This window comes from Streptomyces canus, assembly GCF_001514145.1.
In the GTDB taxonomy this organism is placed as follows: domain Bacteria; phylum Actinomycetota; class Actinomycetes; order Streptomycetales; family Streptomycetaceae; genus Streptomyces; species Streptomyces canus.
The window spans coordinates 209,034-221,686 of the sequence record NZ_KQ948657.1 but is presented as its reverse complement, the minus strand read 5'-3'; the positions used below and the strand labels follow the sequence as shown (position 1 = coordinate 221,686).

Genomic DNA, 12,653 nt, shown 5'->3' with positions numbered 1-12,653 from the left:
ACGGCGATCGCTACTACCGTGCCTCGCCGGAGACGTCCGGCTCGCGGTAGTGGTGGTAGGCATGGTGCGCGGCGAAGCCCATGCCGTCGTACAGGGCCCGTGCACCGGCGTTGTCCGACTCGACCTGGAGCCACGCGGCCGACGCCCCCTCGTCGAGCGCCCGCCGGGCCAGCGCCGCCATCACGGTCGAGGCCAGCCCCCGTCGCCGTTGCGAAGGATCCACCTCGACCGCGGCGAACCCCGCCCACCGCCCGTCGACGACACACCGCCCGATCGCGGCCGGCGCGTCCTCGCCGGGGACGGTGGCGAACCACACCGACGGCCCGCTCCTCAGCACCCGCAGTGCCACCTCGCTCACCCCCTTGCGCTGATAGCGCGCCAGCCAGTCCGCGTCCGCGTCCCGGGACAGCACGACACCCGAGGTCTCCCGGTCGGCGACCGGCGCCAGCGCCCCGATCCACAACTCCGCGGTCACCTCACGCGTCCACCCCCGCGCCTCCAGCTCCGCGCACAGCGCCTCCTGGGTGCCGGTGGCGCCGGTCGCGGTCTGGATGTACGCCGGCAGACCGCGGTCGCCGTACCACCGTCGTACGGCGGTCAGGGCCTCGTCGAGCGGCAGCCCGGGGTCGCCGAGCGGGAGGACGGAGTTGGCGCGGCGGGTGAACCCGGAGGCGGCCCGCAGCTCCCACTCGCCGAGCCGCTCGCTCTCCACCGGCCGCCAGCCGCGCGCGGTGATCCGGGCCAGTTCCTCGTACGAGGCGGCCGGCCCCCGGCGGCGGGCCGGCTCGGCGGGGACGACCTTGCCCGCGACCAGCGCGGATTCCGGAATGCGGACGCGCTCGCCGTCCCGGCGCGTGATCATCAGCACACCGTCGTCCCATGATGTGAGAACACCCACCGTGTCGGTGAAGTTCTGCTGCGTGCCGCCGGTTTCGTCCAGGCGCCGCACGGATACCCGTTTGCCCACGTCAGCTGCGGAGATACGGACGACAAGACGCCCCGCGGCGGAGATTTCCACAGGTCAGTTCACCCCTCCTGTTCGGATCATGCCCAAGAACGGAGATACTAGGGGCGGGCATCGACGACGCCGCGCTCCCGCGCGCGAGGCGGCGGAGCCTGAGGAGGCCCGCCAGCATGGAGGAGGAACGACAGCGTGACCTACGTCATCGCGCAGCCTTGTGTCGACGTGAAGGACAAGGCCTGCATCGAGGAGTGCCCGGTCGACTGCATCTACGAGGGCTCCCGGTCCTTGTACATCCACCCGGACGAATGCGTCGACTGTGGTGCATGTGAGCCGGTCTGCCCGGTCGAGGCGATCTTCTACGAGGACGACACCCCGGACGAGTGGAAGGACTACTACAAGGCGAACGTCGAGTTCTTCGACGAGCTCGGCTCGCCCGGCGGCGCCAGCAAGCTGGGTCTGATCGAGCGGGACCACCCGTTCATCGCCGCGCTGCCGCCGCAGGCATAGTCATCCGCATCAGCGGCCCGCACTTCGTGCCGCCTCGGTCCCGTACGGCCTGAACGCGGCCGTGCGGGGCCGAGGCGTTTGCCGTACGACCCGAAAGTGAGCCCGAAAGCCGTGTCCGCAGTCTCCGACCGCCTTCCCACCTTCCCCTGGGACAAGCTGGAGCCGTACAAGAAGACGGCGGCCGCGCACCCCGGAGGCATCGTCGACCTGTCGGTCGGCACCCCCGTCGACCCGGTCCCCGACCTCGTCCAGAAGGCCCTGATCGACGCGGCGGACTCCCCGGGCTACCCGACGGTCTGGGGCACCCCGGCGCTGCGTGACGCGATCACCGGCTGGGTCGAGCGGCGCCTGGGCGCCCGCGAGGTCACCCACCGTCACGTGCTGCCGATCGTCGGCTCCAAGGAACTCGTCGCCTGGCTCCCCACCCAGCTGGGCCTCGGCCCCGGCGACCGGGTCGCGTACCCCCGCCTGGCCTACCCGACGTACGAGGTCGGCGCCCGCCTCGCCCGCGCCGAGCACGAGGTCTACGACGACCCCACCGAGCTGGACCCGGCGGGCCTCAAGCTCCTGTGGCTCAACTCCCCGTCGAACCCGACCGGCAAGGTGCTGTCGAAGGAGGAGCTGACGAGGATCGTCGCCTGGGCCCGGTCCCACGGCATCCTGATCTTCTCCGACGAGTGCTACCTGGAGCTCGGCTGGGAGGCCGACCCGGTCTCGGTCCTGCACCCGGACGTCAACGGCGGCTCCTACGACGGCCTCGTGGCCGTGCACTCGCTGTCGAAGCGGTCCAACCTCGCGGGCTACCGCGCGGCCTTCCTGGCGGGCGACCCGGCCGTCCTGGCGCCCCTCCTGGAGATCCGCAAGCACGGCGGCATGATGACTCCGGCGCCGACCCAGGCCGCGGTGGTGGCGGCCCTGGGCGACGACACCCACGTCCAAGAACAGCGCGAGCGCTACCTGGCCCGCCGCACCCTGCTGCGTGAGGCGCTGCGCTCCCACGGCTTCCGTATCGAGCACAGTGAGGCCAGCCTCTACCTCTGGGCCACGCGGGACGAGTCCTGCTGGTCGACGGTCGCCCACCTGGCCGACCTGGGCATCCTGGTGGCCCCGGGCGACTTCTACGGCGAGGCGGGCGAGAAGTTCGTGCGCGTCGCGCTGACGGCGACGGACGAGCGGGTGCGGTCGGCGGTCGAGCGCCTGGCATAGACGCGCGGGCATACGGCGAAGGGGTCCGGGATGGTGTTCCCGGACCCCTTCACCGTATGCCTGAGCTGTCAGCCGAGCGGAAGGCCCTTCACCGGCAGGGTGCCCGCCGCCGGCACGCCGCCCTTGGCGAGGGCCCCGGTCGGCAGGCCGCCCTTGGCCAGGGCGCTGGTCGGCAGGCCGCCCTTCGTCGCGCTGGACGCGGTCTGACCGAGGAGGCCCCCGGCGGAACCGGCGGCCTCGCCCGCGGCCTTCTGCGCGGCCGGTGCCACCTTCTTCACGGCCTTGCCCGCGGTCGGCACCGCCTTCTCGACCGTCTTGCCACCGGTCTTGGCCGCGGTCCCGGTCAGGTTCTGCGTCGCGCCGTCCACCGCGTTGCCGACGTTCGCCCCGTCCAGAGCGGTCAGCCCACCGACGTTCGGGGTGGCCGGCGGCTGCGCGGGGGCCGCACTGGCGGCGCCGGCCGCACCGACCCCGGCTGCCGCTCCCGCAGCGACAAGCAGCGCGGCACGGGCGATCCTGCGGGTCAGGGGGAGGGACATGTTGCTCCTTCGACGGAGGAAAACGTTGCTAGGACGCCGTGACTACCGCTCGAAGCCGTCGAAGGTTGCGGAGGGCCAACGTAAAGAGTTGGCAATGCGTCGCATTATCACCTACGGATAAAAACGGGCAAAAGGCTTCCGGTCTGAAAGTCTGCCGAATCGTTGCAGCCCTTTGAACTCAAGGGTCTTTGCGGATACGGGGGTGACGTGACGAAAACCTGCGCACACCCGCTCCGACAGCGGCCTGACGTGACCCTTCCAGGTGATCTTCCGAACTACCGTGCCGTCACTATCCGCACCGAGCCCGAGCCGCCCTCGCCGGCCGCCGTACGCCACGCGCTGTCCGTGCTCCCGGCCGTCCACTGCCGCCCGGCGTACGAGACGCGCTCGATGCGCAGCGCGGAGGAGTTGGCGACGGCCCAGTGGGCGAGCTGCCAGCCGCGTTCCCGGAGACTGCGGTCGGAACCCGGGCGGGTGTCCCCCCGCACGGGCAGGGTCACGGTGCGCCCGTCGCCCGGGGTGGGCGTCGGGCTCGGCGAGGCCTTGCCGCCCACCTCTGCGGCGGTCGTCTCCAGGGCGTCCCGCCCGAAGTCCCGTACGAGAGCCGACCGCACCGCGTCCGGGCCCGTGGCGGTGGCCTGGGCGGCCTGTGCGGGGTCCTGGCGCCCGTCACAGGTCAGGGTGGCCGCGGAGGTTCCGGTCAGCGCGGCGGCGAGCAGGGTGGCGTCCGGCTCGTGCTTGGCGTACGCCTCCGGATACCCGCTGCGCTGCACACGCTGGGCGGCGACGGTCAGCGGGAGGTCCTGGTAGCCCCGCACCTTGACCAGGTGCTTGTAGAACTCGCCCGCCGCGTACGTCGGGTCCAGGATCTCCCGCGGGGTGCCCCAGCCCTGCGAGGGCCGCTGCTGGAACAGCCCGAGCGAGTCACGGTCGCCGTGCTGGATGTTGCGCAGCCCCGACTCCTGGAGCGCGGTGGCGAGCGCGATCGCCACGGCCCGCTCCGGCAGCCCGCGCCCGGTGCCGACGGCGGTGATCGTCGCCGCGTTCACCGCCTGCTCGGGCGTGAACTCGTACGACGGTCCGCCCGCACCGCCCGAGACGACTTTGCAGCGCGGTCCGTCGGTGCCTCCGGTGACGTACTGCACCACGAGGTAACCGGCGACCGCGCACAGGACCACGAGGGCCGCCATGAAGCGGAGGAGGCGGCCACGGCGCTTGCGAGTAGGGGGCAACGGCTCTGGCATCCGGACAAGATACTGGAGGGTACTGAGACACCCGCGCCGGATGTGGACAGTGGGCGCGAACAGCGGGGCGTTAGGGTCGGGAGCATGGCCGACACCCCTCTTGACCTTTCGCTGGACGCAGCTCAGCTCACCGCGCAGCTCGTCGACTTCCCCTCCGAGAGCGGCACCGAGAAGCCTCTGGCGGACGCGATCGAGACCGCCCTGCGCGCCCTGCCGCACCTGACGGTCGACCGCCACGGCAACAACGTCGTCGCCCGTACGAACCTCGGCCGTCCGGAACGCGTCATCCTCGCCGGCCACATCGACACGGTCCCCATCGCGGGCAACGTCCCCTCCCGCCTCGACGACGAGGGCTACCTGTGGGGCTGCGGCACCTGCGACATGAAGTCCGGGGTCGCGGTCCAGCTGCGGATCGCGGCGACGGTCCCCGAGCCCAACCGCGACCTCACCTTCATCTTCTACGACAACGAAGAGGTCGCGGCACACCTCAACGGCCTGGGACATGTGGCCGAGACCCACCCCGAGTGGCTGGAGGGCGACTTCGCGGTCCTCCTGGAGCCGACGGACAACCAGGTCGAGGGCGGCTGCCAGGGAACCCTGCGGGTGCTGCTGACGTTCAAGGGAGAGCGTGCGCACTCCGCGCGCGCGTGGATGGGCTCCAACGCGATCCACAAGGCCGCTCCGGCCCTCGCGAAGCTGGCGGCCTACGAGCCGCGCAAGCCGGTGGTGGACGGGCTCGAGTTCCACGAAGGTCTCAACGCGGTGCGGGTGGAGGGCGGCGTGGCCACGAACGTCATCCCCGACTCCTGCACGCTGACCGTCAACTTCCGTTACGCCCCGGACCGCAGCGAGGCCGACGCGGAGGCCTTCGTGCGGGACTTCTTCGCGGACTGCGGCGTGGACGAGTTCACCGTCGACGACCACACCGGCGGTGCCCGTCCCGGCCTCACCCACCCCGTCGCCCAGGCCTTCATGACGGCGGTCGGAGGCGTCGCCCGCCCCAAGTTCGGCTGGACGGACGTGTCCCGCTTCAGCGCGCTCGGCGTGCCCGCGGTGAACTACAGCCCCGGTCAGCCGCTGCTCGCGCACAAGGTGGACGAGCGGGTGAAGGTGTCGCTGATCCCGGAGGCGGAGGACAAGCTGCGGGCATGGCTGACGTCGTAGGAGACGTGTCGCGCCGGGTTCCGCCCGGTGGCGCTTCATGGCGGACACGCGTACGTCCCCCCTCCGTAACCCGCGTAGATCTACGCTGAGACGGAAAAACCAGGCAAGCGGAGGGAGCGCACATGGCTACCGGGAACCCCGAGGGCAAGAAGCAGCCGCCGGAGGAGCAGCGCCTGGGACCGGTCCTCCGCAGGCGGGGACAGGTCACGGCGAGCACGACCGACCAGCGCCTGCTGGACGCGGGCGGTCCCTCGGACTGGGTCCACACCGACCCCTGGCGCGTTCTGCGCATCCAGTCGGAGTTCATCGAGGGCTTCGGCACGCTCGCCGAACTCCCGCCCGCGATCAGCGTGTTCGGCTCCGCGCGGACGCCTGCGGACTCTCCGGAGTACGAGGCGGGCGTGCGGCTCGGCCGGGGCCTGGTGGAGGCCGGCTTCGCCGTCATCACCGGCGGCGGCCCCGGCGCCATGGAGGCGGCCAACAAGGGTGCCTGCGAGGCGAACGGCACCTCCGTCGGCCTCGGCATCGAGCTCCCCTTCGAGCAGGGGCTCAACCCCTACGTCGACATCGGCCTCAACTTCCGCTACTTCTTCGTCCGCAAGATGATGTTCGTGAAGTACGCGCAGGGTTTCGTGGTCCTGCCGGGCGGACTCGGCACCCTGGACGAGCTGTTCGAGGCGTTGACGCTGGTCCAGACCCAGAAGGTCACCCGCTTCCCGATCGTGCTGTTCGGCAGCGAGTACTGGGGCGGACTGGTCGACTGGCTCAAGAACACCCTGATCGCCCAGGGCAAGGCGTCCGAGAAGGACCTGCTGCTGTTCCACGTGACGGACGACGTCGACGAGGCGGTGGCGTTGGTGTCCAAGGAGGCGGGTCGGTAGCCCCTGTGCATTCGTCAAAGGCCGGAGCGGCTGGAAGATCAGCCTCTCCGGCCTTTGACGAGTGAGTGGGGAAGTGGGGAAGAACCCCTACGCCAGCCCTCGACGCGCGACCGCCGGAGGCCGATGCCCCGCGATCGACGCCACCATGTCCAGCACCTGCCGGGTCTCGGCGACCTCGTGCACCCGGTAGACCTGCGCCCCCAGCCACGCCGACACCGCGGTGGTCGCCAGTGTCCCCACCACCCGCTCCTTCACCGGCTTGTCCAGGGTCTCGCCCACGAAGTCCTTGTTGGACAGGGACACCAGCACGGGCCACCCCGTCCCGACCATCTCCCCGAGCCGACGGGTCGCCTCGAGACTGTGCCGCGTGTTCTTCCCGAAGTCGTGTCCGGGATCGATCATCACGGACTCCCGGGGCACCCCCAGAGCCACCGCCCGCTCGGCGAGACCCACGGTCACCCGCAGAATGTCGGCCATGACGTCGTCGTACGTCACCCGGTGCGGCCGCGTACGCGGCTCGGCGCCCCCGGCGTGCGTGCACACCAGCCCCACCCGGTACCGCGCGGCGACCTCGGCGAGCCCCGGATCGACCCCGCCCCACGCGTCGTTGAGCAGATCCGCCCCCGCCTCGCAGACGGCCTCACCGACGGACGCCCGCCAGGTGTCGACGCTGATGATCACGTCGGGGAAGCGCCGCCGCACCTCCGCCACGAACCCGACGGTCCGCCGTGCCTCCTCCGTCGCGGACACCTCTTCCCCGGGCCCGGCCTTGACCCCGCCGACGTCGATGATGGCGGCCCCTTCCGCCACCGCCTGCTCCACGCGCGCGAGGGCGGGCTCGTCGAGGAACGTGGCTCCCTGGTCGTAGAAGGAGTCGGGGGTCCGGTTCACGATCGCCATGATCACCGGCTCGTGCGCGTCGAATTCACGCCTGCCCAGCCTGAGCATCGCCTGTGACCTCACTTCATGCGTCTGTGTGTTCGGAGTCTGCGGCCGCCTGCGACCCTAACTGTCAGACTCGCATGGCACGATCGGACCCTGACACATTCGACGCCGGCGGCCGGCCGCCGGCAGGGACCATGGGGACCTCAGCGATGGTTATGTTCTTGTTCCTGGTCATCGCGCTCGCGGTCGTGGTCGCCGCGGTGACACTCGCCGTCGTGGGCGGCGGGGAGAGCGACGGCCCGCTGCCGGACGTCACCCCCGAGCGGCTCCAGGACCCGCTGCCGCCGGACCGACCGGTGAACCGCGCGGACATCGACAGCCTGCGCTTCCCGCTCACCGCCCGCGGCTACCGCATGGCGGACGTCGACGACGCGCTCAGCCGCCTCGGCGCGGAGCTCGCCGAGCGGGACGCCCGGATCGCCGACCTGGAGTCCGCGCTGGCCGGCGCCCGGGCCGCGGTCCACGTCTCCATGGAGAAGCCGGAGCACGGCCACGGGGAGCAGCGGTGAGCGACGGCACTGCCCTGGCCGGACCGGACGGCGCGCCACGCTGCCCCTGGGCCCTGTCCACGCCGGACTACGTCACGTACCACGACGAGGAGTGGGGCCGCCCGGTCCACGGTGACGACGCCCTGTACGAACGCCTCAGCCTGGAAGCCTTCCAGTCCGGCCTGTCCTGGATCACGATCCTGCGCCGCCGCGAGGGCTTCCGCGCCGCCTTCGCGGGCTTCGAGATCGCCAAGGTGGCCGCGTTCGGCGAGGCCGACCGCGACCGCCTGCTGCTCGACCCGGGAATCATCCGCAACCGCGCCAAGATCGACGCGACGATGGCCAACGCGCGCGTGCTGGCCAAGTGGGCCCCGGGCGAGCTGGACGAGCTGATCTGGTCACACGCGCCGGCTTCTCATGCGGTCCGCAAAACCCTGGGAGACGTCCCGGCGGTGACTCCGGAGTCGACGGCCCTGTCGAAGGCATTGAAGAAGCGAGGCCTGCGCTTCGTGGGCCCGACGACGGCATACGCGCTGATGCAGGCCTGCGGCCTGGTCGACGACCACCTGGAGTCCTGCGTGGCGAGACGCTTTTAGGCACGCTCCCGGCGACGGCGGGTCACCGCCCCAGATACTCCGGCGTCTCCTTGTTCACGAACGCCCGCACGGCGATCGCGTGGTCCTCGGAGGCCCCGGCCCGCCCCTGCAGCTCGTCCTCCTTCTCCAGCGTCTCCGCCAGAGAGTGCGACAGCGCGTACGCAAGAGACTCCTTGATCGCCCCGTACGCCACCGTCGGCCCCGAGGCCAGCGCCCGCGCCACCTTCTCCGCCTCCGCGGGCAGCTCGGTCGACGGCACGAGACGGTTCACGATGCCCAGCTCGTAAGCGTCCTGCGCCGAGACGGTCCGGGGAAAGAGCAGCAGATCCGCGGCCCTGCCCGGCCCGACCACCCGCGGCAGCGTCCACGAGATCCCGGAGTCCGCGGTCAGCGCGACCCCCGCGAAGGACGTGTTGAAGGCGGCGGTGTCCGCCACCACCCGGTAGTCCGCGGCCAGCGCGAGCCCGAAGCCGGCCCCGGCCGCGACCCCGTTCACCCCGGCGACCACGGGCTTGCGCATCTCCGTCAGTGCCCGCACCACGGGGTTGTAGTGCTCCTTGACCGTGCTCATCACGACGTCGGAACCCTGCATCAGAAGCCCGATGTGCTCCTTGAGGTCCTGTCCCACGCAGAACGCCCGCTCCCCGGCCGCGGTGAGCAGCACGGCCCGTACGCCGTCGTCCGAGGCCGCCGACTCCACGGCCTCCCGCAGCGCGACCTTCGTGGCGACGTTCAGCGCGTTCATCGCCTCCGGCCGGTTCAGCGTGATCGTCGCGAGCCCGTCGTGCACCTCGTAGAGCACGGTGTCGGCCATGGCGTATCCCCTCCGGTGTGTCCGCTGCATCCGATGTCCGAGGGACAGCATGGCGGAGATCGCCGTCCGAGGACCGGACCGGACGTGTGACCTGCGTCAAAGAATTCCGGAGCGCTCACGGCCGGCCGGGATCGGCGCAACGGCGGAGTATCGCAGCCACATCGCCGAATTGAGTGGTTTTGCTCGCGCGCGTTGCCCAAGCGATGCCGACTGATGTTGGTCATCGGGTCCTGCGATGCGGGATAATGGCTGGGAAGCAATGTGTTCGATGCCGGTGGCGCGTGTCCCACTTTGACGCGCGTGCCCTCCCAGGGCTGTCGGCTTTGACGATGAGCTGGTTTCAGGAAGGGGAACGAGCATGGCGGCCATGAAGCCGCGGACGGGCGATGGCCCGCTCGAGGTGACCAAGGAGGGGCGGGGCATCGTCATGCGCGTTCCGCTCGAAGGCGGCGGTCGGCTCGTCGTCGAGCTGACCCCTGACGAGGCCGACGCCCTGGGCGACGCCCTCAAGAAGGTCGTCGGCTGAGCGGAAGCGACCATACCCTTTCGGCTGCCCCGGCATCTCATGAGGTGCCGGGGCAGCGGTTTGCCCGGGCTTTTCCACGAATGGCCGTACGGCACTCAACGGCTCAGCGCTTGACCGCGCAGAGCAGTCCGTCACCCACCGGCAGCAGTGACGGCATCAGGTCCTGGCTCTCGCGTACCGCCCGCAGCAGCTCCCTGAGGCGCAGCACCTCCGTGGGCTGCGGCCCCGAATCCATCGTGCGGCCGTTGGCGAAGACGCCCTCGAAGACGACCAGTCCCCCCGGACGCAGCAGGCGCAACGATTCAGCGAGATAGTCCATGACCTCCTGCCGGTCGCCGTCGCAGAAGACGAGGTCGTAGCCGGCGTCGGCGAGGCGGGGCAGGACGTCCAGCGCGCGGCCCGGAATGAAGCGGGCCCGGTTGCTGGCGAAGCCGCAGGCGCGGAAGGCCTGGCGGGCGAACTGCTGGTGCTCCGGCTCGGGATCGACGGTGGTCAGCACCCCGTCCGGGCGCATGCCGTGCAGCAGATGGATGCCGGAGACACCGGTGCCGGTGCCGATCTCGGCGACGGCCTTGGCGTCCACGGAGGCGGCCAGCAACCGCAGCGCCGCGCCCGTGCCGGGCGACACCGAGCGCAGCCCCGCGTCACGGGCCCGGTCGCGGGCCCAGCGCAGGGTTTCGTCCTCGGCGACATAGGCGTCGGCGAACGCCCAGCTCGTCTGCCGGTTGCCGGTAATGAGCCTCTCCTTGCCCCGTGGTTGCCTGGGCGTGACTGTATCCGTTGCCGCCGGGAACCCGCAGATGGGACCGGGCGTTTAGAGGGGTGGAGACGCACCCGGGGGGACACAGTTGGATCACGATGACGAGCAGGCCCTCGAGCAACTGCTGACGCAGGGGACCGAGTGGTATCAGCCCAGATCAAATTCTCGTAAAACCGCTTATCCGGAGCTAACGGGCGAGGTGGCTATGGTAGGGGCTCCACTGGAGACAACCAGAGCCGACAGGGGAGGTGCGGCCGCGCCTGGAGATCGTGGGGGAGTGCTGCGGCGCTTCCTCGGATCGGCGGGCAGGCCGAAATCCGTGAACAACACTGCTGACCAAAGCCACGCCGGCGACTACGCCCAGACCGCGACCTTCGCCACCGACGCGGACGGGCAGGCGTGGACTCCGCCCACCTGGGAGGAGATCGTCAGCACGCACAGCGGCCGCGTGTACCGCCTCGCCTACCGCCTCACCGGCAACCAGCACGACGCCGAGGACCTCACGCAGGAGGTCTTCGTCCGCGTTTTCCGCTCGCTGTCCACGTATACACCGGGCACCTTCGAGGGCTGGCTGCACCGCATCACCACCAACCTCTTCCTGGACATGGTCCGCCGCAAGCAGCGCATCCGCTTCGACGCCCTCGGCGAGGACGCGGCCGAGCGACTGCCCAGCCGCGAGCCGTCACCCCAGCAGGTCTTCAACGACGCCCACTTCGACGCGGACGTCCAGCAGGCCCTCGACACCCTCGCGCCGGAGTTCCGCGCCGCGGTCGTCCTGTGCGACATCGAAGGACTGTCGTACGAGGAGATCGCCGCGACCCTGGGCGTCAAGCTCGGCACCGTCCGCTCACGGATCCACCGCGGCCGGTCCCAGCTGCGCAAGGCCCTCGCGCACCGTTCGCCCGAGGCCCGCGCCGAGCGCCGCTCCTTCATGGCCAGGGTCCCCGCCTTGGGGGGAGGGGGCGCGTCCGCGTGAGTGGATCACTGCCCAAACCCGGCGAGGGGAGCCTCGCGGAACAGCATCTGGGAGACCGACTCGCCGCCCTGGTGGACGGCGAGCTCGGTCACGCCACGCGGGAGCGTGTTCTCGCGCATCTCGCCACCTGCCCGAAGTGCAAGGCGGAGGCGGACGCCCAGCGCCGCCTGAAGAACGTCTTCGCGGAGGCCGCCCCGCCCCCGCCCTCGGAGAGCTTCCTGGCCCGGCTCCAGGGACTGCCGGGAGGTGATCCGGAGGATGGCGACAGTTCGCCGTTCGGCGGGGGAGGACTCGGAGGACTGTCGGGACGACCCGGCACCGCCGGAGCCTTCGGCGTGAGACGTGGCGAGCGCTTCGAGTTCGGCTACGTCCCCGCCCGTCCGCACGCCTCGGTGCTCCCGCCCGCCGCGGGCCGGGGCTTCCGCATCCATGACGTCAGCCGTCACGAGGCCGAGCGCTCGGCCTCGCGCGGCATGAGGTTCGCGTTCGTCGCCGCCGGGGCGGTGTCGCTGGCCGCGATCGCGCTGGGCGGCGTCACCACGGGGACGCCGGGCGACACCGACGCTCGCGGGGCCGGCAGCAATGTGACTCCGGCGCGCACGCCGGGCACGGGAGCGGCGGTGCCGGAGAACCAACGGCGGCGTGGCGTGGGTCCGTTGCTCGCACAGGATCAGGGACAGCGGCTGCTCGGTGACACCCCGGTCTCCCCGACCGAGGCGTCCGCGCCGCTGCTGCCGGGCGTCCCCGCTCAGGTCAAGGAGGCGGCCCTGCACACCCTCACGGCACCCGTGCTCGCCGGTGCCGCCGCCATGTCCCCTCTCATACGTCCGCTCAGCACCACTCCACCGCTCACCCTGACGTCCTGGTCCGCGACCCCGGACCTCTCCGCCTCCGGCCTCCCCGCCGCGCCCGTCCCCCACATGTCCGCGCCCACGCCTCCCAGCACCTCCCGCTGACCGGCGCCCTGCTCCGCGGCGCGTGAACCTGGTTGAATCCACAGGTAGGTCGACGTGCCGCGCACCGCGGCCGGTCAGCTGTGGGGA

Annotated in this window: 15 protein-coding genes; 9 read left to right on the top strand and 6 right to left on the bottom strand. The window is 71.2% G+C overall.

Annotated elements, in window-relative coordinates:
* Nucleotides 1-13: 13 nt before the first annotated feature.
* Entirely contained in the window at nt 14-1,018 is a 1,005-nt protein-coding gene (locus tag AQJ46_RS05850; protein ID WP_059204579.1) for a GNAT family N-acetyltransferase, read from the bottom strand.
* A 135-nt stretch (nt 1,019-1,153) separates the two neighbouring features.
* On the opposite strand from AQJ46_RS05850, the gene fdxA reads away from it, so the two are divergent.
* Together fdxA and AQJ46_RS05840 are read left to right on the top strand one after the other, a co-directional pair.
* The gene (gene fdxA / locus AQJ46_RS05845; protein WP_007384503.1) at nt 1,154-1,471 is read left to right on the top strand and encodes a ferredoxin; all 318 of its coding nucleotides are present in this window, start codon (nt 1,154-1,156) and stop codon (nt 1,469-1,471) included.
* A 111-nt stretch (nt 1,472-1,582) separates the two neighbouring features.
* Complete coding sequence (locus AQJ46_RS05840) at nt 1,583-2,677, top strand: bifunctional succinyldiaminopimelate transaminase/glutamate-prephenate aminotransferase (protein ID WP_059204578.1); 1,095 nt, start codon at nt 1,583-1,585, stop codon at nt 2,675-2,677.
* A 68-nt stretch (nt 2,678-2,745) separates the two neighbouring features.
* Here AQJ46_RS05840 and AQJ46_RS05835 read toward each other — a convergent pair whose 3' ends face one another.
* Nucleotides 2,746-3,216, bottom strand: a complete 471-nt coding sequence (locus AQJ46_RS05835) for a hypothetical protein (protein WP_059204577.1) — start codon at nt 3,214-3,216, stop codon at nt 2,746-2,748.
* Nucleotides 3,217-3,491: 275 nt separating this feature from the next.
* A complete protein-coding gene (locus AQJ46_RS05830) occupies nt 3,492-4,460 on the bottom strand; it encodes a heavy metal transporter (RefSeq protein WP_079072144.1) in 969 nt (322 codons plus the stop codon).
* 84 nt (nt 4,461-4,544) lie between these two features.
* On the opposite strand from AQJ46_RS05830, the gene dapE reads away from it, so the two are divergent.
* A complete protein-coding gene (gene dapE / locus AQJ46_RS05825) occupies nt 4,545-5,624 on the top strand; it encodes a succinyl-diaminopimelate desuccinylase (RefSeq protein WP_059204576.1) in 1,080 nt (359 codons plus the stop codon).
* 122 nt (nt 5,625-5,746) lie between these two features.
* Nucleotides 5,747-6,505 (top strand): LOG family protein, encoded by a 759-nt coding sequence (locus AQJ46_RS05820; RefSeq protein ID WP_057610047.1) that lies wholly within the window; start codon nt 5,747-5,749, stop codon nt 6,503-6,505.
* 87 nt (nt 6,506-6,592) lie between these two features.
* Here AQJ46_RS05820 and folP read toward each other — a convergent pair whose 3' ends face one another.
* Entirely contained in the window at nt 6,593-7,453 is an 861-nt protein-coding gene (gene folP / locus AQJ46_RS05815) for a dihydropteroate synthase (protein ID WP_059204575.1), read from the bottom strand.
* A 152-nt stretch (nt 7,454-7,605) separates the two neighbouring features.
* Here folP and AQJ46_RS05810 point away from each other — a divergent pair, with 152 nt between their 5' ends.
* Complete coding sequence (locus AQJ46_RS05810) at nt 7,606-7,959, top strand: DivIVA domain-containing protein (protein WP_059204574.1); 354 nt, start codon at nt 7,606-7,608, stop codon at nt 7,957-7,959.
* Nucleotides 7,956-8,534 carry a DNA-3-methyladenine glycosylase I gene (locus tag AQJ46_RS05805; RefSeq protein WP_059204573.1) on the top strand — a complete coding sequence of 193 codons (579 nt, stop codon included), beginning with the start codon at nt 7,956-7,958 and terminating at the stop codon, nt 8,532-8,534. The genes AQJ46_RS05810 and AQJ46_RS05805 overlap by 4 nt, the downstream gene beginning before the upstream one ends.
* 22 nt (nt 8,535-8,556) lie before the next feature.
* Here the strand turns inward: AQJ46_RS05805 and chcB are convergent, their stop codons facing one another.
* A complete protein-coding gene (chcB, locus tag AQJ46_RS05800; RefSeq protein ID WP_057610051.1) occupies nt 8,557-9,348 on the bottom strand; it encodes a 2-cyclohexenylcarbonyl CoA isomerase in 792 nt (263 codons plus the stop codon).
* Between the two features lie 358 nt (nt 9,349-9,706).
* Here chcB and AQJ46_RS51795 point away from each other — a divergent pair, with 358 nt between their 5' ends.
* A complete protein-coding gene (locus AQJ46_RS51795; protein WP_003966491.1) occupies nt 9,707-9,874 on the top strand; it encodes a DUF3117 domain-containing protein in 168 nt (55 codons plus the stop codon).
* 103 nt (nt 9,875-9,977) lie between these two features.
* Here the strand turns inward: AQJ46_RS51795 and AQJ46_RS05795 are convergent, their stop codons facing one another.
* A complete protein-coding gene (locus tag AQJ46_RS05795; protein WP_079072143.1) occupies nt 9,978-10,676 on the bottom strand; it encodes an O-methyltransferase in 699 nt (232 codons plus the stop codon).
* Between the two features lie 235 nt (nt 10,677-10,911).
* Here AQJ46_RS05795 and sigE point away from each other — a divergent pair, with 235 nt between their 5' ends.
* Both sigE and AQJ46_RS05785 read left to right on the top strand, forming a co-directional pair.
* Complete coding sequence (gene sigE / locus AQJ46_RS05790; RefSeq protein WP_059204571.1) at nt 10,912-11,610, top strand: RNA polymerase sigma factor SigE; 699 nt, start codon at nt 10,912-10,914, stop codon at nt 11,608-11,610.
* Entirely contained in the window at nt 11,607-12,566 is a 960-nt protein-coding gene (locus tag AQJ46_RS05785; RefSeq protein ID WP_059204570.1) for an anti-sigma factor family protein, read from the top strand. The genes sigE and AQJ46_RS05785 overlap by 4 nt, the downstream gene beginning before the upstream one ends.
* The last annotated feature ends 87 nt before the right edge of the window (nt 12,567-12,653 follow it).

What these genes read in the sequence shown, in the direction of transcription:
- AQJ46_RS05835 (WP_059204577.1), bottom strand. Translation starts at nt 3,216, where the DNA reads ATGTCCCTCCCCCTGACCCGCAGGATCGCCCGTGCCGCGCTGCTTGTC.
- AQJ46_RS05830 (WP_079072144.1), bottom strand. Translation starts at nt 4,460, where the DNA reads ATGCCAGAGCCGTTGCCCCCTACTCGCAAGCGCCGTGGCCGCCTCCTC.
- dapE (WP_059204576.1), top strand. Translation starts at nt 4,545, where the DNA reads ATGGCCGACACCCCTCTTGACCTTTCGCTGGACGCAGCTCAGCTCACC.
- AQJ46_RS05820 (WP_057610047.1), top strand. Translation starts at nt 5,747, where the DNA reads ATGGCTACCGGGAACCCCGAGGGCAAGAAGCAGCCGCCGGAGGAGCAG.
- folP (WP_059204575.1), bottom strand. Translation starts at nt 7,453, where the DNA reads ATGCTCAGGCTGGGCAGGCGTGAATTCGACGCGCACGAGCCGGTGATC.
- AQJ46_RS05810 (WP_059204574.1), top strand. Translation starts at nt 7,606, where the DNA reads ATGTTCTTGTTCCTGGTCATCGCGCTCGCGGTCGTGGTCGCCGCGGTG.
- chcB (WP_057610051.1), bottom strand. Translation starts at nt 9,348, where the DNA reads ATGGCCGACACCGTGCTCTACGAGGTGCACGACGGGCTCGCGACGATC.
- AQJ46_RS51795 (WP_003966491.1), top strand. Translation starts at nt 9,707, where the DNA reads ATGGCGGCCATGAAGCCGCGGACGGGCGATGGCCCGCTCGAGGTGACC.